Genomic DNA, 24,944 nt, shown 5'->3' with positions numbered 1-24,944 from the left:
TTACTCCTTCTTCAGTTCCTTCAGCATCCCGCATACCCTGCAGGTGCCAAATACAGGTTCGCCACATGCGGCGCAGGTTTCTGCTCCGGAATTGTCAGCCGGAATTCCGGATTTGAGCTTTTCACCGAGGTTTAACAGTGCATATTTTGTTGCAGGGTGACTGTAGTTATACTGGTTCAGAATGCCTCTGACATCTGCCCTGAGTGCATTATGTGAATATGGGCATCCACGCTCTTCATAGCCTTCTGTATGCAGCCGTGCATAGAGGGCGATCTCCCTTTCGGGTATTGTTTTAAATGGTTTAATTCTTGGCAGCATGCCTAAAACAGGTTTCTCTTTTCTGAGCAGAGTCACGGCATCGCCCCTCAGGACATTCATCATAACTGACTGCGCTTCATCATCAAGATTAAAGCCGTATGCTATCTTTGTCGCGCCGGCATCCCTTGCTGTTTTATTCAGCACCTGTCTTCTGAGAACTCCGCAGTATGAGCATGAGTTTATGTCACCTTTTTTCTGTACAATCTCATTAAGGGTAATCCCGAAATGCTCCTTAAATGATGCTGTGTGGAATTTAACGCCTCCAGACTCTGCAATATTCTCACATATCTTTATATCCCTGTACCCCGATATCCCTTCATCTATAGTTACTGCGAATATCTCTATATCTCTTCTGATGGCAAAGGTTTTTTTCAGGAAATAGAGGAGAGCTGTGCTGTCCTTTCCGCCCGAAAGTGCGACCGCTATTTTATCTCCGGATTTTATCCATCCTTCCTTCCGTATTGTCTTTTTTACCTTGGTCTCAAGATCTATGGTGAAATGTTCTTCACACAGGTGCATTCCGGAATATCTCTGAAACAGTACTGCATCCCTCTTGCATTTTGAGCATTTCATGTAATCTTCCAATCAATTTTATCCCCATAAACAGATAAAGCGTGTATGTAATATGCCTCTTAGTGCAGATGATATCCGGACACTCCATAAATATGACGTCGCTGTTCTGCTTTCGATTGAGAAACAGATGAAGCGGTACAATTGGGTGCCTGAGGAAAATATACGTAAATCAACAAAATTCTCTCAGTCTGAGCTTGAATTCAGGCTTGGGAGAGTTATGGCGAAGGACATGGTTAAGAGCAGCACACTGCCGTATGACGGTTACCAGCTTACATTTAAGGGATACGACGCACTTGCTGTATCCGCGCTTGTGAAGAGAGGCACGATATCCGCGCTTGGCACTCTTATCGGTGTGGGCAAGGAATCGACAGTGTATGAGGCGCTTGGTATGGGCACAGTTGTGCTGAAGGTGCACCGGATCGGGCAGCGGTCGTTTCAGTCTGCAAGACTTTCCAGGGATTATATGCCGGAATGGAAGCATTTTCCATGGATATTTGCATCCACTGAATCGGCAAAGAGGGAGTTTGAAGCTCTGAAAGTTCTTCAGAAAGGCGGAGTTTCCGTGCCGGTGCCGCTCACAATCAACCGCAATGTGATTGCGATGACCTATATTCCTGGTGTGAACCTCAATCAGTCAGTCTTTGAAAGTCCAGAGGACGCAGAGGTTGTGCTCGATGAGATACTTGATAATATGAAAAAGGCATATGACCTTGGATACATCCACAATGATCTCTCTGAATACAATGTCATGGTCAGTGAGAAGAATGTCTGGGTGATTGACTGGCCGCAGTGGGTGGAACCTGTCCATCCCAATGCCGAAGATATTCTCAGGAGGGATCTCGGAAATATTACCGGGTATTTCAAAAAGAAATACAGGATTGATATGAGTGTTGAGGAGGCACTCTCAAAGGTGGTCGGTTGAAGGTATTCGGAACTGATGTGATCAGGGGTTCGGTCAGCTCAAAGAGAAAGAGGCCGTCTTATGCGCTTATTATCCGGGATGACAACAGGGAGGTATTCTCAGGGGAGGTGTCCCTGTTCCGCCTGATGAGGCGTATAATATCGGAAAGACCGGATATTTTAGCGGTTGACAGCATCCGGGAGATCTCCAGGGACCAGTCTGAACTTGTCGCCCTGATGCAGCAGTTTCCGACAAAGACAAAGCTTGTACAGGTGACCGGCGGAGAAAAACAGCAGACTCTTCAGGTGGTTGCCAAAAGGTACAATATCACTTTTAAGAACCGTTTTGATCCTTTTGAGGAGGCACGTGCCATTGCCGGAATAGCAGAGGCCGGCGGCGGTTTTGAGGTGCAGGTATTTGAGGACTCATCTGATATTATAGTCTCAAGGGGGCGTTCTCCCGGCAGGGGTGGATGGAGCCAGAACCGCTATGTCAGAAAGATACATGGCGCTGTTCTGAATAAGGGCCGTGAGATTGAGGATACCTTAAAGGAATCCGGTCTTAAATATGAAAAACGGGAATTTAAGGGGTATGGCGGATTTAAAAGGGTTGAATTTCATATCAGTGGCGGAAGGGAGGATATACCTTCGTTTGGCGGTGGCGGTACTGATGTTCAGGTTAAGGTCAGATCCGGCCGTCTTGATAAAATCCGGTATGTTCAGCAGGGGGGCCGGAAAAAACACCTCATTGTGGGTATAGATCCGGGCACGACATTCGGGTTTGCAGCACTTGACTATGAGGCCAACCTCATCGCTTTAAAGAGTTCAAGGCAGATGTCGGTTGCAGACTGGATTGAGGAGATATCTCTTGCCGGAAAGCCGGTTATAGTTGCGACTGACAAGTCCCGCATGCCCTCGACTGTGGAGAAGATTAAAAGGGCATTTTCCGCTGTTCCTTTTATTCCGGCTGAGGAGAAGACTCAGGAGGAGAAGTATTCGGTCACCTCCGGGTACAGCTATGCAAATGACCATGAGAGGGACGCCCTCTATGCCGCTCTTGAGGCTCATAAATTTTTTAAAAATAAGTTCCGGAATATTGAAAGGAAGATCCCTGCCGGAGTTGATCTCGATCTCGTCCGGACAGGACTTATCAGGGGCATGACTCCTGAAAAGATACTGGGTGAAATACTTCCGGAATCTGTGGATAAAGAGCCATCTGAAGTTGTAGAAGGTGATATCTCATCCGGAAGGGACACCAGGATTTTACAGCTTGAAGGTATGGTCAGAAATCTGAAGGCTTATGCTGCTGAGCTTGAGGGTACTCTTACAAAAAAGGACGCTGAGATAATTTCACTTGAGAAGAGGCTCGCCTCTGAGAGGAGCGAGCGTGCCGAGGTAAGGAAGAGGGACGCCGAGATTGAACTTCGTGAGAGCAGAATTAAGGTTTTTAAGAAGAAACTCAGGAGTGCCGAACGGAAGAATAAGAGACTCTTAAAGCAGATCGACCGTCTGAAGAGGTTTGCTGATATCCAGACCGGAGAGTTCATTCCTTTCAAGGTTATACCTTCGCTTACCAAAGATTCCCTCAGGTCTCTTGAGGATGAGTTCGGGATAAATGAAGGTGACATCATCTATGCCGGCAATACGAGGGGCTGGGGCAGTACTGCGGTTCAGATCCTCTCGGAATCCTCTGTACAGGTCCTTATTACCGGCAAGGATGAGGATTTGAAGCTGAAGGATGCCCTGCGGGCACTGAATATTGTCCTTATTGATGCTGCGGATATAAAACTCAGCCTCAGAGGCAAATTCGGTTATGTGCTGAGATGTGACCTTGAATCAGCCCTCTCTGCATGGCAGAGCGGACAGGAGAAATTTATGAGGTCGAAATCGGAAGAGATGCTTGAGTCAATAGTTAAGGAATACCAGAGTGAGAGGATAAAGGAGGTCTGGCGTGGTTGATGATCGGGATCTGTTAAAGGTCGTAAGCGGAATTATAGGTGAGGAAAGGACATCGGATGACTGCTGCATGATAAAGGTGGGTGATGATAATATCATTCTCTCGACCGACATGCTTCATGAAAGCACTGATTTCCCGAGAGGGATGACTGACTGGCAGATCGGGTGGATGTCTGCCGCTGTAACGCTCTCTGATGTCGCTTCCTGCGGTGCAGTGCCCCTTGCTCTTCTTCTTGCCGCGGGGCTTGATGAGCCTGAGAGGATTTCAGGGATCACAGCCGGTGCGAAGGACTGCTGCGAGAGGTTTGGGGCTGAGCTTGCCGGGGGGGATATCGATTTTCACTCTGAGCTTACTATAGTCACTACCGGAATCGGCAGGGTTGAGGATGAATATTATAAAACCAGAAGGGGTGCCAAACCCGGCGATATTGTCTGCGTAACCGGCACTCCGGGCTGTGCGGGCGCAGCCCTTGAGGGTTCTGAGAGGTACTGGAAGAATCTTGTCGAGCCTCTTCCGGCTGTGCGTGAAGGGCGTCTGCTGGCAGTTGCCGGGGTCTCATCTATGATGGATGTCTCTGACGGCATTGCACTCTCGCTTTATGACCTCTCCGGCTCATCCTGTGTCGGTTTTGAGATCTCTATGGATAATCTGCCGCTTTCGCCCGGAGTTTCGCCTGAGATGGCGCTTTACAGCGGAGGGGACTTTGGGCTGCTGTTTACATGCGGAAGGGATATTCTGCCTGTAACCGGTGTGGACTGTACGGTGATCGGAGTTGTCACGGATTCAGGAGAGGTTCTCTGCGATGGAGTTTTGGTTGAGAGAAGGGGTTATTCGCACCGCTGGATGGAAGAGATCTGATCGGTAAGTCTGGGAGGTCAGTGCTGTATCTTTCCGGCCTGGCACTATACTCTTCTGTGCAGGATTTTTGGTTTGTTTTCTAACTGCCGGAATTCTCAGGAATATGATGTCTGTTGTTAATAATATGTCTTTGATTAATTAGAGTTTATATATGTGGGTGTTTTGAATTATGGATCGGGGAAGTCTGATAAAAGTTCCTCCCGGATGGGACTGTAGCGCGGTTATTGATGAATTTCTGGACAGTTATGTAATAAATCCTTTTGGAACATATTTTCTTCTTCCGACTTCCAGACTGTCGGAGGAGATCCGCCAAAAAACTGCCCTGAAGGGGGTTGCTGTCATAACTGATAATGTAACAACTCCTGAGGAGTTCGCATCCGGAATTGTGGATAAATACGGCGGCGGAGTGGCACTTCTCTCAGATGAGGAGGCGAAACTGGTTCTTTCGGGAGTTGTCAGGAAGGACAGGGATGCCCTTAAAGTTCTCTCCCGGACAGGAGAATATTCCGCAAGGATACTGAATGATCTCTACTCTCTCTTTGGCGAATCTGACGCCCGGATGCGTCAGTCTTTATCTGAAGGTATGCCGGATTCTGCCCGGATTAAGGTGCTTGAGAGGCTAAAGTCGGTATATGAGGGGGAGCTTATGGCTAAGGGATATGTTGCGCCGTCAGGTGTGTACAAAGCTGCATCCAGTTCTGCTGAGAATTTCTGCCCTGGAAGGGCACCTGTTGTTTTTGTGTGTGGCATCTTCAGCCCTTCAGAGTCATTTAAGGGTTTTATCAGCAGGCTTATCTCATGCGGGGCAGATCTCCGGTATTATCTGCCGTATTATGACAACGGGAGCGTCTTTTCTGACAGGGGGGAATGGCTCTCTCTTCCGGAGAAAGTTTCTGCTGATTCCTGTGCCGGTGATATTAATTCAGGAGATGTGGGTATTAAAGTACCTTATGCAGACCTCTTCAGTGGAAATCCTGTTGCGGTTCCGGGAGTCCGGAGAGTTTATGGGCGTTTTCCCTCTTTTCAGCTTGAGGCAGAGGCTGTTGCAGGTGAAATTGCGTCTCTTATCCGGAAAGGTGCCGATCCGGGTAGAATTGCTGTCGGTCTGCCAGACCTTGCCGGAGGAACGCCTCTTCTCTCCGCTGTTTTCTCTGATTTTTCAGTGCCCTTCTCGTCATCTGCAACTCTGGGTCTTGGGCGTTATCCTGTGATCCATGCTGCAATGCTCCCGCTTGAGGTTATTTCAGGTGATTTTAAACAAGATTCTGTATCCGAACTGCTCTCATCGCCATATTTTGTCCATGACTATGACCCGCACCTGATAGCAACTGCTGCAAAGAAGGCTATGATTGAGAGTGGTTTTAGTGACTGGTCAAAGCTTGCCGGATTATACAGGCTGCGCCTTGAGAAGATATCTATTGATTCTCTTCCGGACGATATTAAGAGAAAAGGGGCAGAGAAAGAGCTTAGGGATGCAGACATACTCTCTGATTTTTCCCGTGTTTATCTTGGAATTTTAAAGGAGGCGGATGTTAAGGATACAGTTGCCGGACATATAAGCAGGTACAGGGATATTCTCTTAAGGCTTGGTTTCGGGAGTTCTCCTGATTTCTGCACCGGCGGGACTTCCGGATGCGGGGATGATGATGTAAGATATGCAGAATATCTTGCCGGGCTTTTTGACCGGTTGTCTGCCGGAGCAGCGGGCGATAACGGTGATGAGGTGACTTTTAAGGAGTTTGCCGGATTTCTGTATTCACTGGTTGCCGGAATGAGGGTTCCTTCTGTGAGGGAGAGGGATAAGGTTCAGATTACAGGAATCCAGGAGCTTTTGGGGGCGGATTTTGACTATCTTTTCCTTGCAGGTCTGACTGACGGGAAAATTCCCCTGATCCCCAGGCTTTTTCCTTATCTGACTGAGAAGGAGGAGCAGGTTCTGTGGCCGAAAAAAAAGCGTGATAAGATTTCAAGGGAGAAATTTAACTTCATATATGCCCTTATTGCGGCAGAGAAGGGTCTTTATCTGAGCTGCCATGACGAAGACTCGGGCAGTCCTGCAATCCCTTCACAGTTTTTGCAGGTATTTCTTGATTCATGCCCGGCCGATGAGTGGATTCTGGCGGATGGTGCTGTTTCAGTCTCAGGATCTCTTAAAGATGCGGGACGGATGTTATCTGCCGGAAATTTCACTCCGGTCTATTCTCCTGCTTTATGTGATCTGTCACTGAACTCCGGGCTGCTCTCGCCTGCTTCTCTTGCTGACCGGATTAACACCGAGTCTTTCTGCCGGACAGGCGATTATGACTCTGCACATGACGGGATTCTCAGCGATCCCGATATTATCGCGGAGATTGTGAGAAGGTTTGGCCCTGAAAAAGCATTCTCACCGACTGCTCTTGAGACGTATGCGGTATGCCCGTTCAGGTTTTATTTATCTTCAGTGCTTGGGCTTGAGAGGACTGAGGTGGCGGATCTTACGCTCTCTGCATCTGAGAGGGGCAGTATCATACATGATATTCTCTTCCGGTTTTATACGGAGTGGATGAAGGATAGCTCCGGAGCACCGGGCGGGGGCGATATTGCGGCTGCAAAGGAGCTCATACTATCTCTGACCGATGAGGTTACCGGTGAGTTCCGCAGAAATACGCCTGCATGGAGTTCTATGATTAATGAACTTACAGGGGATACCGGGTTTGGTAAAGGTATTATGGAGAGATTTTTAGAGGAGGAGGCATCATTTGCGGATTCTGAATTTGTGCCGTCTCTGTTTGAGGCGTCATTCGGTACGGAGAGGCCGGGTATATCACCTGAACCTGCGGTTCTGAAATCTCTTTCAGGGGACATCATCCGTGTCCGTGGTTTTGTTGACCGGATAGATGAGACATCTGACGGCAGATTTGCGATTACCGACTACAAGACCGGAAGCCACCCTAAACTGAAGGACATCACTGACGGAAAGGCCCTTCAGCTTCCTCTTTACCTGAAAGCTTATGAGAGTTTTTCCGGGAAGAGGGGTGTGGGCGGTTTTTATTATACGGTTAAGAGAAAGGAGGTCTCAAGGAAGGCGGAGATCTACGATGAATCCGAGTCTGAACTATTCTCTTCTTTTAAGAAATCCCGGAGTAAAGATGCAGTTTTTGCTGATATTGTTAACAGATCGGTCAGTTATGCCTGCTTGTATGCAGACAGTATAAGGAAAGGAATATTCAGTCCTGCATCTGAGGCCGGTATCTGTCCTGATTACTGTGAATTTAAGTTTGTCTGCCGTTATTCTGACTTCAGAATTCTCTCGCAGTCTGATGGTGCGGCTGCTTCTGCCGGAGAATTAAAGGAGGATTCTTAGATGCTGACTGAAAGGCAGATGGATGCCATCAGACATGATTTAAGCCTCTGTGTCACTGCCGGGGCAGGGACAGGCAAGACGCATGTGCTTGTCACCCGTTATCTTGACCTGATTGAGAATGCCGGTTGCCGGCCTTCTGATATTCTTGCATTAACCTTTACTGAGAAGGCTGCTTCTGAGATGAAGGAGAGGGGTGAGAAGGAGATATTCTCAAGGAAGGGTGAATTCTGGGATAAGATCAGGGAGGATATGATGTGGGCACAGATATCAACCTTCCATTCTTTCTGTACCGGAATACTGAGGGAGTTTGCACTTGAAGCAGGCGTTGATCCCGGCTTTATGATACTTGCCGGGAATGAATCTGAGGAGATAATTTCTGAGGCTTTAAGGGGTTTATTTCACGATAAGCCGGGAGTATCCTATGAAAGGGAGATAAATGAATGTCTCAACGCCTTTGGCCTTTACACTCTTGACAGTTATCTGCGTGAACTCTACAATAAGAGGCGTATTGCAAAGGATTTCTTTGAAAAGCTTGCATATGATGATGACTATGCACTCTCGCTCTGGCGGGATGAGCTTTTGAAGGAGAAAGAGTCTGCTGCCAAAGATTTTCTTAGCAGTCCCGATCTCACAGATGCTGCTCTCTCTATGCTTCATCTTGCAGAGGCGTTTGGCAGTGAGAATGATAAGGCCGGAAAATATCTTGCATCAGTAAAGGATTACCTTGTGATGCTTAACAGCGGGGAATATGAGGACATCTGCCGTGGAATTGCCGGAATTGCGGTTACGAAGGGCGGAAGCAGGACTATGGGCAGTGCGAAGGTTATGGGTGAATCAAAAGCTGTTCTTGTGAAGGCCTATTCCCTGCTTAAGGAGTTTGCCGATAATTCTCCCTCTGCACTGCTCAGCTCCTCTGCGGAGGATGATGATCCTGAGATTGTACTCACCCTGAGGCTTTTAAAGTCGCTTGGTGTCGTCTTTGAGAGGCTGTGCCATGTGATTGAGAGGGATAAGGCGTCCCGCGGGGCCATTGACTTTACCGATATGATCGACGGTGTGTACAGGCTCTTTCTCTCCCGTCCTGATATCGTTGCCGGACATTTCAGAGGGCGGTATAAGTATATCATGGTCGATGAGTTTCAGGATACCGATCCTGTGCAGACCGCAATTATAAGCATGCTGCCGGGAGACTCCGGTCCCGGGTGCAAAAGCCTCTTTGTGGTCGGTGATCCCAAGCAGTCCATCTATCTCTTCAGGGATGCCGATGTGACACAGTTTAAGAAGACGGGCGATATGATCACAGATGATTTCTCCGGGTGCAGGGTTGCCCTTGACATCAGTTTCAGGAGCACTGATCCTGTAATTTCGTTTGTAAACCTCCTCTTTAACAGGATTCTCCGGGATACGGGCCGCCCCTGGGATTTTGACTATGAGCCTGTCTCATGTTCCAGAGTAAAAGATTCCGGCAGTGTTGAGCTTCTGCTTTCAGCTCCGGGTGACAACGCTATGGAGAATGCCCTCAGCGAATATGATATGGTTGCAGCCAGAATTAAGTCGGCTGTTCTTCAGGATAAGCTGAGGGTTTATGCGAAGGATTATTCCGGGGAGGTTGTCTGCCGGGATGCTGACTGGGGTGATATTGCTGTTTTAATGGAGAGGAGGACAAACCTCAGGTATCTTGAGCATGCCCTTGACAGTTACGGGATTCCTTACAGGATCTATTCCGGTTTTGGGTTTTATTCCAGGCAGGAGATTCTCGATGCGGGGTCACTCTTTTCATTCCTGAAAGACCCCTGTGATGATATTGCCCTCTACGGTCTTCTGAGATCTCCGTGGTTTGGCTTTTCAGATTCCGATATCTTCAGGGCATGCGGCGGGCGTGCGGGGAGGCTGTATGATAAAATCAGTTCCGGAGATGGGAATTTTCCGGAAGCTGTCAGGCTTCTTGAGAGGTGGCACGGACTTTCGGGCCGGGTGTCTGTATCGGGGCTTTTCAGGCAGTGCATTCTTGATTCTGGCATATCTGCGGTGTACAGCGGAATTCCGGGCGGTGACCAGATGCTTTCCAATCTTGACAAGCTCTCCGGAATTATCCGCGAGAGGGAGAAGAAAGGGTTTTATTCGCTGCATAAGTTCACTCATGACCTCGTTAAGTCCATTGAGTCCGGGGAATCCGAAGGTGAGGGTGAGGTATATGAGTCCGGTTCCGGTAAGGTCTCGGTTATGACTGTTCATTCATCCAAGGGGCTTGAATTTCCGGTTGTATTCGTACCGGGCCTTTCTGAAAGCCCGCCCGGAGACAGGTCTTCAATAATTGCTGATGAGGAATGCGGTGTCGGTATTAAAATTCCTGATGCAGAATCCGGTGATTATGTGAACTCCCTGCCCCTGAATCTCCAGAAGTACAGGATGAAGCTTAAATCCGGAGCTGAGAGCAGGAGGCTTTTTTATGTCGCCGTTACGAGGGCGAGGGACCATCTGGTCCTCTCCGGAAACCTGCCTAAAAAGGTTCCTGAGACTGAGCAGGGTTGCAGCAGAAGGATTGAATGGATATTTTTCAACCTGTTTTCCGGGGATAATGCCGATACTTCTTCCGGTGTGCATGAGATTACAGACGGAGATTATTCCTGCACTATAAGGGTTATCAGTGACAGGGGTGAAATCGCGGCGGAGAAGGTGGACTGCAAAAGGGATCCGGTTCCTCTTCCGGATTGTCCGCTCTGTGCTGTAGATTCAGTTAATTCTCCTGAGGGTTGTGTTTCAGCGGGTTATGATCACGGCGGCAGAAGGAAATCGGCTGAGAACTTCTCCTCAACGATGGTTGAGAGGTATTTAGTCACCGGAAGTACGGATATTTTAAAGAGGTCTCTTTCATCCGTAATTGCCGGAAATTCAGGTGCGGGTGCATTCACGTCGTCCGGGGACCCTGTCCGCGGCAGTATTATTCACAGAATTATGGCCGGAGATATGACTATTGAATCACCTGATATTCCGGCAGAGTTGAGGGGGGATTACAGGGAGATGTACCAAAAATTCATCTCATCGGAATTTATGCAGGATGTTTCGGATGATTATACCGAACTTCCGTTCTCTATGTTCTTTGAAGGTTATCCTTTCAGGGGGCATATTGACAGGTTAATCCGGAAGGGTGACGGCTGGTATGTCCTTGATTTCAAGACCGGAAATCCGTCTGAGAAATACAGCCATGATGTCCAGATGGTTTTATACAAAATGGCGGCGGAGAAGATAACAGGTGAGTCTGTCAGAACGTATCTCTACTATACGGAGAAAGGGGAGTTCAGGGAGATTATTCCCGATATTGAGGCTGTTTTAGCAGAGATCAGACTTGCATGTGAGGAGATCTCCGGAAAGAGGGGTGCCTGACTGTACTGCTGCCGGGCTTTCCCTGAACTGCTGAGGATAAGGCTGAGATTCCGGTATGGTCTGCGGATGAATGGTGAAATATTTTGTGTAGAATGGGTGATGCGGAGATGGTGATGGGATGGCAATGAAGATATTTGAGCTGGATTATAACCAGCCGTTTAACCTTGATGGTACTCTCTCGTGCGGGCAGGTATTCCGGTGGGAGAAGAGAAGTTCGGGCTGGTTTGGTGTTGCATGGGGTAAGGCTCTTCATGTCAGGCAGAATGGCCGGATTATTGAGTATTCCGGCTGCAATGAGAAGTTCCTCCGGGATTACTTTCAGCTTGATCTGAATCTTGACCGTGTTCTGGATTCTGTGAATAAAGATGAGCATATAGGGACGGCAATTTCTGAGAGTTACGGCTTAAGGCTTGTCTCGCAGAATCCCTGGGAGTGTCTGATTACATACTCCTGTGCCCAGAATGCAAATATTCCGTTTATAAGCCGGATGCTTGAGAACCTCTCTTTTGCTTATGGTGATCCGCTTCCCTCTGCTGAGGATTATATGGATAATTATTCTCCTGGTGCTGATGATAATTCTGAAAATTCTGCCGGAATATTAACGGATGATTCAGAGGGTGATGTCTGTCATGGTGCAGATAAAAGAATTGACAATTCCGGCAGGTTTTTTTCATATCCGTCTGCAAAAGCCCTTTCACTGAGCTGTGCGGCTGACGTCTCCGGATGCTCTACAGGATATCGTTCCGGCAATATCTGTGATACTGCCGGAAGGGTAACTGCAAATCCCGGATGGGCTGATGAGATTTCAGCTCTTGATTATGAGCTGGCGAGAGGAAAGATTATGGAGTTTAAGGGTGTGGGTCCAAAGGTTGCCGACTGCATTCTTCTCTTTGCTTTCCGGAAATTTGAGTCATTTCCGGTTGATGTCTGGATGAGGAGGATTATGTCTGAGTTTTATGATGTTGGTAATCCGAAAGCCTCACTTTCGGCATATGAATATGACAGGATAAGGAGGTTTGCGAAGGACTATTTCGGGGATTATGCCGGTTATGCCCAGGAGTATCTGTTTGCTAACCGTGGGTGATGCCAGCTATCTCTGATTCGGTGTAGAGCTTCAGATTGGGTTTGTGATGACTGATAATGCAGATAAAAAGAAATCCCTGAAAGATTTCCGGAGAATTCCGGGAGTGGGCCCTTCCATTGCTGAGGACCTCTATGGTCTGGGCTACAGGAGCGTCAGCGATCTTGCAGGCGAAATTCCGGAAGAGATGTACGAAAGATTCTGCATGATGCAGGGGCAGAGAATAGACCGTTGTCTGCTCTATGTCTTCAGATGTGCCGTATATTTTGCCGGAAATATGGAATCTGATTATGACCCGGAACTTCTGAAGTGGTGGTCATGGAAGGACTGAATGGACAAATCTGTCTGAAAGCAATCAGGGACGAAAGAGTGGTTGCCTGATGAGGGGCAGGATATATAACTTTACCCGGCATTTCAACAGTTCAGGTGCTGTGTTTAATATCCAGGAGGACAGAGATACGATCCGGTCAGAAATGGAGGCAAAAATATGACTGAAGATCTCAATACTCACATGAAATTCATGCAGGAAGCGATTGCCGAGGCGAAAAAAGGACTTGATGAAGGCGGAATTCCAATAGGTTCTGTGCTTGTAAGAAACGGCGTAGTCCTCTCAAGGGGCCACAACAGAAGAATTCAGGATGATGACCCGCTCATGCACGCCGAGATAAACTGCATAAAAAATGCCGGAAGAATCGGGAGATATTCAAACACTGTGCTCTACTCAACCCTCATGCCCTGCTACCTCTGTGCCGGGGCAGTGGTGCAGTTCGGCATTCCGAAAGTCGTTGCCGGAGAATCGCATAATTTTGCCGGGGCAAAGGAGTTTTTGGAGGAGAAAGGTGTAAAGGTCATCAATCTCAACCTGAAAGAGCTGAAGGATATGATGGAAGAATACATCGACACCCACACTGACATCTGGTATGAGGACATCGGCTCCCTCTGAAAATATTAATATCTGATAATGTACACTGTCCGGAGATAATTATATTTGAGCCGGGGCATATCTACAATATTATCGGTCAGGAATATATCCGGCCTGCTGATTATATCAAATCCAAAAATTCTTTCTTTGAAATCTCAGCGCTGTTAAGAATCGAAATTAATGTACCTCTGTCTATTTCATTGTGTAAAGGTAACGTGATTTTTATTGGCTTCTGCGGCGTAACTTTAAACAGACGCACATGGCTTCCCTTCTGCCTTTTTTACTGCAAAACCATCTTTAACCAGTATTTTTATAAGCTCTTTTCCTGACATGACAGGTAAACCCGTCATACAATTACCTCTACTACCCTGGCATTTTCTGAGAGAATGTAATCTTCCTCATCAGGCTCAAGGTATAACTCTATTGCTTCCCTGATGTTTTCCAGAGCTTCTTCTTCTGTTTTACCCTGTGATATGCAGCCCGGAAGAGAGGGTACTTCTGCAACAAACCACCCATCCATTCCCGGCTTAATTATTACCTGTAACTGCATGTTTTTGTGTATGTCATAATATGAATTAAATATTCACATGGTCTTTATTCAGTGAAGCCTTTGGTAAACGTGGGTTAAGTGCACAATATTTCCGTTTATGGATTCTCCATAACATTTTCCCTGGAGATCCGGGTTTGGCCTGATACAGGTGATTGTGGAAGATATTTTGAGTTTTGGGGAATAGCAGAAAATATTTCCGGGCTGTAAAATCAGTTGTCCTCTGCAATTATCTCTGCCATAAGACTGACAAAATCACAGAGAGAATCTATATTTTCCGAGATAATCCCAAGATCTGCTTCATCAAATGTTGCATACTGGTGTGCAAGCTGATTTCTGTAAAATACAAAGCTGCTCATCTTTCCTTTAAGATCTTCAGAGATCAGGCCGGCATTGCTGAGGACATTGAAAATATCGCGGTATGAGCGTGGAATTTCAAGTTTCTTTATGCTGATTATCTCTTCACCAAGTTCAAATGAAAGATTCATCAGAGTAAAGAGAATCATGGAAACTGAGTGATATCTAAGTACTTCATCTCTTTTTGGGATCCCCCCCTCTCCGGTAATCTCCTCATATTCCCTGTAATATTTTTTTATATTTGATAGTATAGTGAAAGTTCTGTCGTACTCAGTTCCCATGAAAAATCTCTCCCTGATTTTTTTATCTGTCTGACAATTGTTATATGGTGCTATGAATTCTTTATTATGTCTTTTCAATTCCGGTTTTCATTTGTTTTTCATTTATCTCAACAGCAGTTTTTCGGTCTCCGAATTTCAGAACGGACTTTCTGGTGGGACCGCTGTAGTTATTAATTATTTCCGGCTAATTATTTCAGGCTGAATGAACTGATAAACCTCTTATTAACTCTCCTTCGCATTGGTTCAGAATCAAAGTACTCAAGCAGGTTAGCTCTTGTAATATCCCGGAGATACCGGCTGTCCCTTGAGAAGAGAAGTATTCCGTCGTATATTATTCCCATTTTGACAGTAATTGGCATAAGGCTGAATATCTCAACATCCAGAACCTTTGAGGAGTATGACCCGGCTGTCTCTATCTCATTTCTCTCAGCCGGTTCTCTGAGGAGAACTGCAATATCAATATCGGAGTATGGCTTTGAACAGCATTTTGCATGTGAGCCGAAGAGATATACTGCCATGACAAAAGGATATGCCATCAGCTCCTCACATACTGATTTCACAAGTTCCTTCTCGTCATCAGTCAGATCAGACTCATTCAGTTTTTCCGGAGAATACATATCCTGATTTACAATATACTGTTGATTTCACTTATTATTTCTCCTCCTTTAATTACTCAGGATGCAAAAAAGTCACTCATGAGCAACGGCTCACAGACGATAGATGATAAATATAAGTTTTTCATAGGAGAATTAAAAAAACCCTGAATCAATAAAAATCCTTAACCACTTAAAAGCACCAATAATAATGAAATGATCAGGGTCGGTCTGCTTGGATGCGGCAATGTGGCTGAAGTTATTGCAAAGGATAGTGCAGGATTTGAGATTTCTGCCCTATATGATGTGGATTTCCGGCACTCAAAACACCTGTCAGAATTAACAGGTGCACCTGCTTTTGAGAACTTTGAGGAGTTCATCTCATCGGAATTTGACATAGTGGTAGAAGCTGCATCAGTAAGTGCAGTTCTCACCCATGCAGAGGATGTCCTGAAATCCGGAAAAGACATCGTAATTCTATCCGTTGGTGCATTTGCCGACCCGGAATTTGCTGCAGCAATAAAAGATACTGCAAAAAAATCAAAAAGGACAGTCAGAATCCCTAGCGGGGCAATAATGGGCCTTGACAATCTGAAGATTGGACAGATCTCAGAACTGAAGAGGCTTTTATTAAAGACTACCAAAAACCCGAGATCCTTAGGCATAGAAACGGATGAGAAGATTCTTCTCTTCTCTGGCAGGGCGGATGAGTGCATAAAGCAGTACCCCAAAAACATTAATGTTGCAGTAGCGCTCGAAATAGCATCCGGACACGAAGTTGACGTTGAGCTGTGGGCAGACCCGGAAGCTGACCGCAACACACATGAAATATTTGCAGAAGGGGAATTCGGGGAGTTTTACCTGAGAATCAGAAACAACCCGTGCCCCGATAACCCTGCAACAAGTTACCTCGCTGCACTTTCAATAATAACCCTGCTCAAAAACCTCGAAGAACCAATAAAGATTGGGACCTGAGAACTCCGGAAGGATAAACCCCGGATAATTATATATGCTGTGCTCTGCCAGCATATAATTAGTATAACAGATTTCGGGGGAGATATAACTAAACTCCCTCTTAATATCAGATTTGTCCGGTCACGAAAATCCTAAAAACCCGAAAAATTCAAAAAAATCTGGAATGAGCCTGCTATGACAGTACAGGAAGAGATAATAAAACTAAAAAAAGAGAAAAATGCGATAATCCTTGCCCATAACTATGAACCCCCTGAAATCCAGGACATTGCCGATTTTACGGGCGACAGCCTTGAACTTGCTCTCCGGGCGACTGATGTAACTGAGGATATCATCATATTCTGCGGTGTCTTATTCATGGCAGAGACCGCAAAGATCTTAAATCCTAAGAAAAAGGTCATCCTGCCGGCAGAAGATGCCGGCTGCCTGCTTGCTGATCAGTTAAGTGCAGAGATGATAAAATCGGCCAGAGAGGAGTACCCTGATGCAGAGGTCGTATTGTATGTAAACTCTACTGCCGAATCAAAAGCTTACGCAGACATAGTCTGCACCTCAGCAAACGCCATTGATGTCGTAAAATCTCTCAAAAGCGACACTATACTCTTTGGACCTGATTCAAACCTTGCATCCTATGTTCAGGGGAATCTCCCGGACAAGAGGATAATTCCGCTGCCAAAAGGCGGAAACTGCCCTGTGCATGAGGTATTTACTCCCGATGATGCCATATCCTCAAAAGATAGGGGGTATACAGTAATATGCCACCCTGAATGCCCGGCAGAGGTGCGTGAACACTGTGATATTATAGCGTCCACCGGAGGCATGATGAGAAATGCAGAACTCTCGGATAGATGGGCTGTAATGACCGAAAAAGACATGGTTTACAGACTCAGAACAGAATATCCCGGTAAGGAATTCCTCGCATTTGAAAAAGCGGTCTGCAAAGACATGAAGAAGATCTCTTTAAATGCCGTTTTAAACTCCCTTAAGAGCGAAACTCCGGAGATAAACCTCTCCAGAGGTGTTATGAAGAGAGCTGAATCATCGATCAGACGGATGATAGAACTGAGCAGGAATAAATAATGACAATTATCCGGAAACTCCTTGAATATCTCGATGAGGATATGCCTTTTGGCGATGTCACATCTGCGGTCATAATTCCGGATGTCAGCGCCGAAGCAGAGATCATCTCAAAGGCAGAAGGTATAATTGCCGGTCTTGAGGAGTCATCGCTCCTGTTTGGTCATCTCGGCCTGACTGTCCGTTTCCTTAAGCAAGACGGCGATCCGGTAAAACCCGGTGATCTGGTGATGACAGTATCCGGCAGTGCAGGAAATATCCTGACCGCCGAGAGGACCTGCTTAAATATCATCAGCCGTATGAGTGCCATTGCAACGAAAACAGACAGAATCGCATCATTCGTCCGATCAGCAAACCCAAATGTAAGAATCGCCGCTACCAGAAAGACAGCCCCCGGCCTGAGATATTTCGATAAAAAAGCGGTTGTGACCGGCGGTGGAGATCCTCACCGTGACTCCCTCTCTGACGGATTTTTAATAAAAGATAATCATCTTGCTCTCTGCCCGCTTAAAGAGGCAATACTAAAAGCAAAGAAGTATTCTGCGTATAAAAAGATCGAAGTTGAGGTAGAAAAGCCGGACAATGTCCTCATCGCCGCAGAGACGGGTGCCGATATCCTACTCCTTGACAATATGACTCCTGAAGATGTCATCCTCTCATCAGAGATGTTAAATGATGCCGGACTCAGAAAAAATGTTATTCTTGAGGTTTCAGGCGGCATTAATCCCGAAAATATTGAATCCTATGCTGTATGCGATATAGATATAATAAGCATCGGGGCACTGACACACACTGTTGAATGCTTCGATGTATCCTTAAATATCAGGGGCGGGCAAAAATCCGCCTGAAAAAAGTATTATATTTTTCCGGTTATTAAATGGCCGGTATTATGTCTCTAATCCGGATAATTTCACTTTAATTTCTGGTTTAATCTATAATCCGGAGTGTTCCTGTCGTTCGGGTTTTACTGGGTTCTGGTTTTAATTATCATTTATTCTGGATTTTAAGAGATATGGCGGTTATGATCTTCTTTTTTCCCTGTCTTTCATGTTCTGTTGCCGGCACCTCCTTATTTACAGACTTTTCCCTTTAAATCCGGTTATTTTTCACTGCCGGAAGATTCCCTCTGGGGGCTAACCGGATTATCTCCGGCAGAACGGATCATTTTATTGCAGGTGCTGTTCTGTTTTTACTCCTTCTTCACTGAGAGTATTTTTCAATATCCCTCCAATATCAATCCATATCACAAGATCCTTCTTATCTGAATCCTGCTCATTGCTGATTTTAATTATGCCCTTTATATATGCCTCTTTTGAGAAAGAGGTGTCCATCTTGTCAACATCTTCATCTGATATCTGAAGGACACTTTTTACATCATCTACAATCATTCCGATTTTAGAACCTCCGACAGCGTCGGCGACAAGGACAATTATCTTTTTTGATTCTGAATCTCCACCCTCCGGGAGTTCCATAAGCCTGTTAAGATTGAGAATATTTGTTATTTCACCACGTAGATTGATAATTCCGGCAATATGTGGTGGTGCTTTTGGTACCGGAGTTATCGGCATCATCTCTACGATTTCCTGTGCCAGCTGTATATCGAGGGCATACCTCGTCCCTGCGATCTCAAACTGCACAACATCAACTGCTGTCATAATATCTTCTCCCTGTCAGTCTTTTCAGGTTCTGAACCTGCCCATCTCTCTCTCAAGATCTCTTGACAGTTCATTTACCTCATGGATTGCACTGCTGATCTCCTCAACCGAAGCACTGGCTTCCTCTGCAAGGGCTGCAAGCTCTTCCGCCTCTCTCTGCACGTCCTTGGTCATGTGGGTGCCCCTGTCGGCAGAAGTTACCACATTATTTGCAATATTGGCCTGATCCTCAATCGCCTTTGTAATCTCGCCGATATCTCCGGATACCCGTCCTGCATTCACAATAATTGTATTGAGCGCTTCAAGTGCTTTTGTAACGCTTGAGACACCGTCCACAATCTCATTGTTGGCCGATTTTATCGAACTTGCAGTTTTTTCACTGCTCTGCCCTATTGAGGATACCACCTTGTCTATCGAACTGGTTGCCTCCCTTGCCTCAGCAGCAAGGTTTTTGACCTCCCCTGCGACTACAGCGAACCCACGGCCATGCTCTCCTGCCCTTGCCGCCTCAATTGCTGCATTCAGTGCAAGAAGATTTATCTGTCCGGTAATGTCGTTAATCAGCTTTACGACATTGTTGATCTCCTTTATCTGTTCGGTAAGGGAATTGATCTCGGTGACACTCTGGTTTGCGATAACCTCAACATTGTTCATCTTGGAATTGGCATCATTGCCGAGCTTCTGAGCCTCCTTTCCTATCTCTACGACGTGATTTGCAGCGGTGAATACCTCCTGTGATGTTCCGGCAATCTCCTCATTTGATGCCGACAGGTCAGCAATCTGCCTGTTAATATCCTCTATCTGTTCAAGAAGTGATTTTGTCAGTTCCGCCGTCTTCTGGCTTGTTGTTGCAACTCCCTCTGCTGCCTTTGCTACCTCATCAGTACCCTTGCTGACCTCATTGGAGTTCATAGCAACCTTCTGTGCAATTCCGGTTGAGGAGTTGATGGCTTCAGATACTGAAATGCCTATATTATTGACTGCTTCCTTAAATACTCTGAATTCACCCTCCATCCTGAGCTTATCATTGACCCTGACACCAAAATTCCCGTCTGCAAGTTCTCCTGAAACCCTTATTGCCTCGGTAACCGGAATTTCCACAGCATCAAGCATCTTGTTTATGCCGTCTATCACTTCTTTGTATGCACCCTCATATGCACCGGCATCAGCACGTTCATCAATTCTGCCCATTACGGCGTTGTCGCTCAGACGGACAACATCCTCAATCATATCATTGATATTCTCCATCATTCTGACTAAGGAAGGGAGCAGTTCATCCTTCTCGCTCCTGCGTCCGATCTTTTTCAGTTCGTCAAGCCTTGAGAGGTCCCCTCTTGAGGTCCTTGCCGCGATATCCTGCACATTTAACAGCCTCATCTTTACAAGGCTGACCTCTTCGGTAATGTTTGAGTATATGCCCTCGTATTTTCCGGAAATGTCAACAGTATAGTCATTGACTGACATCTTCTTTAAGACATTTTCAACCTCAGTGATTGCCTGAAGTCCGTCTATGGAGCTGTTGATGTTCTTTCTGAGGATGTCAAATTCACCCCTGAACTGCTCGTCAATCCGGTCTGGTATTTCACCTCTGGCAATCATTTTAATTCTGTCATTGACTATTACAAGCGGTTCCCTTATTCCGGATGATATTTCATTGAGTTTTTCTATAAGTTCTCTGTACACCCCGTTATGGTCTGAAACTTCAGCTTTGTGCTTAAGTTCTCCGTTTGTAAGTGCCACTCCAATGTTTTCCGCCTCTTTTACTACGGCCATGACACTGTCCCTGACTCTGGCAATGCTTCTGTTTATATCCTCAATCTCTTTTTTTATCTCACCTGTGTACTCATCTGCCTCCCCGGCAGCGAGGCTGAGGTCAGGGTCACCAAGAGAGATCTTTTCAAGGTTTTTGCCTATTTTTTCAATCTCTCTGCCAAGGTATTCAGTGATGCTCTCGGCCTCTGACACATCGACAATTGAGGTGTTGATATGGGTTACGGCGCCCGATTCATCAGTAATTGGTGTACTGAATATTCTGACTGAGTACTGCCTGCCCCTGAAATCAGCTTTAAAAAGCCCTTCAACCTTCTCCTTTCTCTCAAGTGCATCAGGTGTTCCGAAACCTTCAGTTTTATCAATATTAAATTCCTTCCTGAATCCTCTGATGTCAAGTCCTGTAAGCTCAGACTTTGATCTGCCTGAAAAGACTATCATCTCATCATTGGCATCAGTTATCTTCAGTTTTTTATCAAAGAGGACCATAGGTACAGGGGTCTTCATGACTGCTGTATAGAGAAAGTCTGCTTTTCCTTCAGTCTCCGCTAATTTATCCGCCAGTTTTTTAACCGAATCTGCAAGACCGCAGGCCTCAGGAGGTAGTTCCTGTAGTCCGGAATCCGGAATACCTTTTCCGGCCAGAATTCCATTTATTATCTCTTCAAATTTGTCGTAATCCATAATTTTTCACTCCTTATTGTCTCTGCTGTCCGGCTGCAACTGATGTGCGCCTTTTGCAGGGATTGTTACGGTATTGTAGTGGCTGAATGCCATATATATATTTGCTTATTGGCCAGATGTGGCTTTATTTTTGAAAATATTGTCTTATTGTGGCTATTGCTGTGCATTAATATCTGTCATATCTGTATTCTGTTAAAACAATGCAGAATGGTAATGTTTAATATATATAATTATCTTGTGAATTTTGAATTTTGACAAATTTCTGCCGTAAGTTTTCCCGTTTTAGTTGATGTGGTAAATGTCAGAAAAAAAGCTGAAAAAATGTATATTTATATTTTTGCTTCAGAGGTATGACCAGATGAAATGAATCAGTGACCCGACAATGAGGCCGAGAGTAAGTGTATATGCTGAGACCAGAGCGGCGATCTTAACTCCCATCTCACGGTATAACACTGCAATTGTGGATATACAAGGTACAAAGAGGACGCTTACCACAGCGAATACATATAGCTGTATTCCTGTCATTACACTGCCTAAATCGGCAGTCCCGGCAAGAATCGCAAGCGTCTCAAAGGCCATCTCTTTTCTGAGTATCCCAAAGAGCAGCGATGTCGAAGCGTAATCCGGCAGTCCAAGCGCTGCATCCATTGCCGGTGCAAATACATCCTGGAATGCCTGAATTATCCCGCCGTACTGCAACAGTCCAAGCACTATACTGCTTACAAGCAGAATCGGCATTGCTATGAATATAAACTCCTTCATATGCAGCCATGCCCTTGAGAGTGTCTGCTTAGCTTTCGGCATTCTTAGAGGAGCCATCTCAAGTATCATCCCGTACTGCTCTCCGGGTGTGAACTTTGTAAGTACAATTCCTGTGAGCGCAATGAGAGCAAAGACTATCAGATATACTGATAACGCAGCCGGAACTCCGACAAATACAGCAACAATTCCGGCGATGATGACTGTCCTTGCCGAACAGGGCACCATTGTAATCAGAAACGATGCGATGACCCTCTCCCTCTTTGAGAGATGGCGTATGCTCATCACTGCCGGAACATTGCATCCGAATCCGAGGACCATCGGGATCAGTGCCTGCCCGTGCATCCCGATTCTGTGCATCGCCCGGTCGGCAAGAAAAGCCGCCCTTGTCATATAGCCTGAATCCTCAAGGATTGAAATTAATATATAAAAAACAAATACAAATGGAAATGCTATTCCAAGACCTGCCTGGAGGGCAATTACAAACGAGAAGCTGACCTGCTCGGTGAGCGGGTCAAGGCCCATAGCCAACAGAGGTTCTACGGCATACTGTTCAAATAAAGATACTATCATCTCTTCAAGAAAAGATCCGACAAAGAACACAATCATAAGTGTTGAAAGCAGTATCAGGGCGAGTATGGGTATTCCCGGAAAATACCTTGTCAGATATTTTTCGAACCGGAATTCTTTCTTCTCCCCTTTTTCACTTGTGACCTCTTCTGATATCTTCGCTGCTTCATTATGTCTGTTTGTGGCCATTATCTGGTACACAGACATCCTGTGCTCCTCTTCAATCTCGGCCGATATCGTCTCGGCGGTATCTGTCAGTTCAGGATTCTGCATTATCCCTTCAAGTGTGAGAATGGCCTCAAGCCTTGAACATTCAGATAATTTTACAAGGCTTCGTATTCCGGCTTCAACATGCCTGTCATAGGGCACCCTTGCTTTTATCTTTGATGCCGTCTGAAGGGCAGCAGGAATTATACTGCCTATATTCTTTCCTTCGGTTGCCGTGGTTGCGATAATTTCGCACCCTAAGATGTCGGAGAGTTCTGCAAAATTAATGTGAATATTCTGCTTTTCTGCTTCATCTATCATATTGAGGACGACGACAGTCGGAATTTCGTATTCCGCGATCTGGAGCAGAAGATAGAGGTTTCTCTCAAGGTGGGTTGCGTCAAGAACCGCTATGAGGGCATCAACATGTTCATTTCTGAGGTATTTTCTGACCTCCTCCTCCTCTTCAGATTTTCCGTCAAGTGAGTATATACCCGGAAAATCAATTATCTCAAATTTTTCCTTCTTATAGCATACATTTCCCGAACAGAGGTCCACTGTTGTCCCCGGAAAATTTGAGATCTCAACCCCGATTCCGGTCAGCTGATTAAATATAAGGGATTTTCCGACGTTTGGGTTTCCAATAAGTGCAAACTTCATCTATTCTTCCTTTTTCTCAACAAAGACTGTATTTGCAATCTCCGGGCTTATGGCAACTTCACTTCCCTTTACTTTTATGAGGAGTGCTCTCCTGTCAAGCTTTCTGACAATCTCTATTGTCTCACCCGGAACTATACCCAAATCGTTCAGCCTGAAGCCTCTCCCGGGCCTGCCTCCGACACCAACGACCTTCAGTTTCTCCCCTTCACCAAATAATGTCAGCCTCTCGGCTGTGGTCTCAATACATGGTCTCTGTCCCTGCCTCCATCCGTGGCATCTCCCCGGCCTGATCAGATATTCATTCAGTTTTTTTATTGTGTCATCAGATGCAGAGTGCTCAATCTCGCATGCCTCCCTGGAGGCTGTTTCCGGATCCATTCCAAGCATTTCGGTGAAGAAGCATTCCAGAACTTTATGTTTCTTTGCGATGCAGCGTCCTTTTTTTAATCCTTCTTCTGAGAGCCTGATCTTCCCGTCCGGAAGAATATTCAGGTAGCCTTCTGACTCAAGGGCAGTAAGATCATTTTCGGTTTCAGATATGCTCCGCCCCATATGCTCTGCAAGAATCTCTTTATTATTGATATTTTGTGAGATCTCCGGCTCTCCGGATAATATCTCAAGGTAGTCTTCACATAATTTTTGATCCATTCAAAACCCTCTTAGTTTTATCTCCGATTTTAGAAATTGTTTTTGCAGGTCTGGCATTGTTCAAAAAAACCTGAAATAAGTATTTTCCGGGATTTTTATGCTATTAATGTACATTATCTACCGGCTGAATATCTCTTCTCTTCACTCTTCTCTTCACTCTTCTCTTCACTCTTCTCTTCACTCTTCTCTTCACTCTTCTCTTCACTCTTCTCTTCACTCTTCTCTTCACTCTTCCGGCAGTATTTCCGGTAGTGCTGCCGTTTCGCGGTGGTATTGCCTCTTCTTCCGGAAAAGATTTTTATCTGCCGTTTTTTTCCCTGACAAAATCGAGAGATACTGAATTTACACAATGACGTATATTTTTCTCTGTAAAACCCTCTCCCTTAAAGATGTGGCCGAGGTGTGCCCCGCATCGTCTGCATACAATTTCAGTGCGGACGCCATCCTTATCCGGTATCTCTCTGACAGAGTCGGCTATCCGGTCATCAAATGACGGCCATCCGCATCCGGATGAAAATTTTGAACCGGAATTATATAGTTTTGCTCCGCACCTCCTGCACGTATAGATTCCCTCTTCAGAATGGTTGTTGTATATTCCGGAAAATGGCCTTTCTGTTCCTTTGTGTATTATTACTCTCTTTTCTTCGGGAGTCAGTTCCCTGTATTTTTTCTGTTCCGCGGTTTTATTGTTGAACTGAATGTCCTTATTTTTGTCTGATTCTCTCTCATCCGCATCTTCATTTTTTTCAGAATATTCTGCCATAATACTGCCTTCTTCTCCTTTCATCTGACAATAATGTCATTGTGTCTCTCCGGCTTGATTATGTT

At 45.8% G+C, this 24,944-nt stretch carries 22 protein-coding genes; 11 read left to right on the top strand and 11 right to left on the bottom strand.

Annotated features, from left to right (window positions below; all coding sequences use genetic code 11):
- A complete protein-coding gene (locus tag METLIM_RS14980) occupies nt 1-891 on the bottom strand; it encodes a TIGR00269 family protein (RefSeq protein WP_004079761.1) in 891 nt (296 codons plus the stop codon).
- A 52-nt stretch (nt 892-943) separates the two neighbouring features.
- On the opposite strand from METLIM_RS14980, the gene METLIM_RS14975 reads away from it, so the two are divergent.
- The 8 genes from METLIM_RS14975 (at nt 944) to METLIM_RS14940 (ending at nt 13,357) form a co-directional block, all read left to right on the top strand.
- The gene (locus METLIM_RS14975) at nt 944-1,813 is read left to right on the top strand and encodes an RIO1 family regulatory kinase/ATPase domain-containing protein (RefSeq protein ID WP_004079760.1); all 870 of its coding nucleotides are present in this window, start codon (nt 944-946) and stop codon (nt 1,811-1,813) included.
- On the top strand, nt 1,810-3,750 hold the full coding sequence (locus METLIM_RS14970; RefSeq protein ID WP_004079759.1) for a DUF460 domain-containing protein: 1,941 nt from the start codon (nt 1,810-1,812) through the stop codon (nt 3,748-3,750). The genes METLIM_RS14975 and METLIM_RS14970 overlap by 4 nt, the downstream gene beginning before the upstream one ends.
- Nucleotides 3,743-4,606 carry a thiamine-phosphate kinase gene (gene thiL / locus METLIM_RS14965; RefSeq protein WP_004079758.1) on the top strand — a complete coding sequence of 288 codons (864 nt, stop codon included), beginning with the start codon at nt 3,743-3,745 and terminating at the stop codon, nt 4,604-4,606. The genes METLIM_RS14970 and thiL overlap by 8 nt, the downstream gene beginning before the upstream one ends.
- A gap of 169 nt (nt 4,607-4,775) precedes the next feature.
- The gene (locus METLIM_RS14960; RefSeq protein ID WP_004079757.1) at nt 4,776-7,949 is read left to right on the top strand and encodes a PD-(D/E)XK nuclease family protein; all 3,174 of its coding nucleotides are present in this window, start codon (nt 4,776-4,778) and stop codon (nt 7,947-7,949) included.
- Nucleotides 7,950-11,333, top strand: coding sequence for a UvrD-helicase domain-containing protein (locus METLIM_RS14955; RefSeq protein ID WP_004079756.1), 3,384 nt, complete (start codon nt 7,950-7,952; stop codon nt 11,331-11,333). It begins immediately after the preceding gene.
- 118 nt (nt 11,334-11,451) lie between these two features.
- The gene (locus tag METLIM_RS14950) at nt 11,452-12,417 is read left to right on the top strand and encodes a DNA-3-methyladenine glycosylase family protein (RefSeq protein ID WP_004079755.1); all 966 of its coding nucleotides are present in this window, start codon (nt 11,452-11,454) and stop codon (nt 12,415-12,417) included.
- Nucleotides 12,418-12,463: 46 nt separating this feature from the next.
- The gene (locus METLIM_RS14945; RefSeq protein ID WP_004079754.1) at nt 12,464-12,745 is read left to right on the top strand and encodes a helix-hairpin-helix domain-containing protein; all 282 of its coding nucleotides are present in this window, start codon (nt 12,464-12,466) and stop codon (nt 12,743-12,745) included.
- Nucleotides 12,746-12,901: 156 nt separating this feature from the next.
- Nucleotides 12,902-13,357, top strand: coding sequence for a nucleoside deaminase (locus METLIM_RS14940; RefSeq protein ID WP_004079753.1), 456 nt, complete (start codon nt 12,902-12,904; stop codon nt 13,355-13,357).
- A gap of 100 nt (nt 13,358-13,457) precedes the next feature.
- On the opposite strand, the gene METLIM_RS17760 is transcribed toward METLIM_RS14940, so the two are convergent.
- From METLIM_RS17760 to METLIM_RS14925, 4 genes are all read right to left on the bottom strand, one after another.
- Nucleotides 13,458-13,595, bottom strand: a complete 138-nt coding sequence (locus METLIM_RS17760; protein WP_083824975.1) for a type II toxin-antitoxin system HicA family toxin — start codon at nt 13,593-13,595, stop codon at nt 13,458-13,460.
- Nucleotides 13,596-13,682: 87 nt separating this feature from the next.
- A complete protein-coding gene (locus METLIM_RS14935) occupies nt 13,683-13,886 on the bottom strand; it encodes a type II toxin-antitoxin system HicB family antitoxin (RefSeq protein WP_004079751.1) in 204 nt (67 codons plus the stop codon).
- Between the two features lie 209 nt (nt 13,887-14,095).
- Complete coding sequence (locus METLIM_RS14930; RefSeq protein WP_048146094.1) at nt 14,096-14,599, bottom strand: DUF86 domain-containing protein; 504 nt, start codon at nt 14,597-14,599, stop codon at nt 14,096-14,098.
- A 110-nt stretch (nt 14,600-14,709) separates the two neighbouring features.
- Nucleotides 14,710-15,138: a nucleotidyltransferase domain-containing protein gene (locus METLIM_RS14925; protein ID WP_004079749.1), complete on the bottom strand. Its 429-nt coding sequence runs from the start codon at nt 15,136-15,138 to the stop codon at nt 14,710-14,712.
- 192 nt (nt 15,139-15,330) lie between these two features.
- Here METLIM_RS14925 and nadX point away from each other — a divergent pair, with 192 nt between their 5' ends.
- The 3 genes from nadX (at nt 15,331) to nadC (ending at nt 18,011) form a co-directional block, all read left to right on the top strand.
- Nucleotides 15,331-16,089, top strand: coding sequence for an aspartate dehydrogenase (nadX, locus tag METLIM_RS14920; RefSeq protein WP_004079748.1), 759 nt, complete (start codon nt 15,331-15,333; stop codon nt 16,087-16,089).
- 174 nt (nt 16,090-16,263) lie between these two features.
- Nucleotides 16,264-17,166, top strand: a complete 903-nt coding sequence (nadA, locus tag METLIM_RS14915) for a quinolinate synthase NadA (protein ID WP_004079747.1) — start codon at nt 16,264-16,266, stop codon at nt 17,164-17,166.
- Nucleotides 17,166-18,011 carry a carboxylating nicotinate-nucleotide diphosphorylase gene (nadC, locus tag METLIM_RS14910; RefSeq protein ID WP_004079746.1) on the top strand — a complete coding sequence of 282 codons (846 nt, stop codon included), beginning with the start codon at nt 17,166-17,168 and terminating at the stop codon, nt 18,009-18,011. Before nadA ends, nadC begins: the two co-directional genes overlap by 1 nt.
- Nucleotides 18,012-18,329: 318 nt before the next feature.
- Here the strand turns inward: nadC and METLIM_RS14905 are convergent, their stop codons facing one another.
- The 6 genes from METLIM_RS14905 to METLIM_RS14880 form a co-directional block, all read right to left on the bottom strand.
- A complete protein-coding gene (locus METLIM_RS14905) occupies nt 18,330-18,818 on the bottom strand; it encodes a chemotaxis protein CheW (RefSeq protein WP_004079745.1) in 489 nt (162 codons plus the stop codon).
- A 24-nt stretch (nt 18,819-18,842) separates the two neighbouring features.
- Nucleotides 18,843-21,272 carry a methyl-accepting chemotaxis protein gene (locus METLIM_RS16315; protein ID WP_004079744.1) on the bottom strand — a complete coding sequence of 810 codons (2,430 nt, stop codon included), beginning with the start codon at nt 21,270-21,272 and terminating at the stop codon, nt 18,843-18,845.
- 342 nt (nt 21,273-21,614) lie between these two features.
- The gene (feoB, locus tag METLIM_RS14895) at nt 21,615-23,468 is read right to left on the bottom strand and encodes a ferrous iron transport protein B (protein WP_004079743.1); all 1,854 of its coding nucleotides are present in this window, start codon (nt 23,466-23,468) and stop codon (nt 21,615-21,617) included.
- Nucleotides 23,469-24,116: a metal-dependent transcriptional regulator gene (locus METLIM_RS14890; RefSeq protein WP_004079742.1), complete on the bottom strand. Its 648-nt coding sequence runs from the start codon at nt 24,114-24,116 to the stop codon at nt 23,469-23,471.
- Nucleotides 24,117-24,229: 113 nt separating this feature from the next.
- A complete protein-coding gene (locus METLIM_RS16795; RefSeq protein ID WP_157202334.1) occupies nt 24,230-24,466 on the bottom strand; it encodes a hypothetical protein in 237 nt (78 codons plus the stop codon).
- Nucleotides 24,415-24,879, bottom strand: coding sequence for a methionine-R-sulfoxide reductase (locus tag METLIM_RS14880; RefSeq protein ID WP_004079741.1), 465 nt, complete (start codon nt 24,877-24,879; stop codon nt 24,415-24,417). Before METLIM_RS14880 ends, METLIM_RS16795 begins: the two co-directional genes overlap by 52 nt.
- Nucleotides 24,880-24,944 lie beyond the last annotated feature (65 nt).

It is taken from the genome of Methanoplanus limicola DSM 2279 (assembly GCF_000243255.1).
GTDB classification, from domain to species: domain Archaea; phylum Halobacteriota; class Methanomicrobia; order Methanomicrobiales; family Methanomicrobiaceae; genus Methanoplanus; species Methanoplanus limicola.
This window is presented reverse-complemented; position numbering and strand designations above follow the sequence as displayed.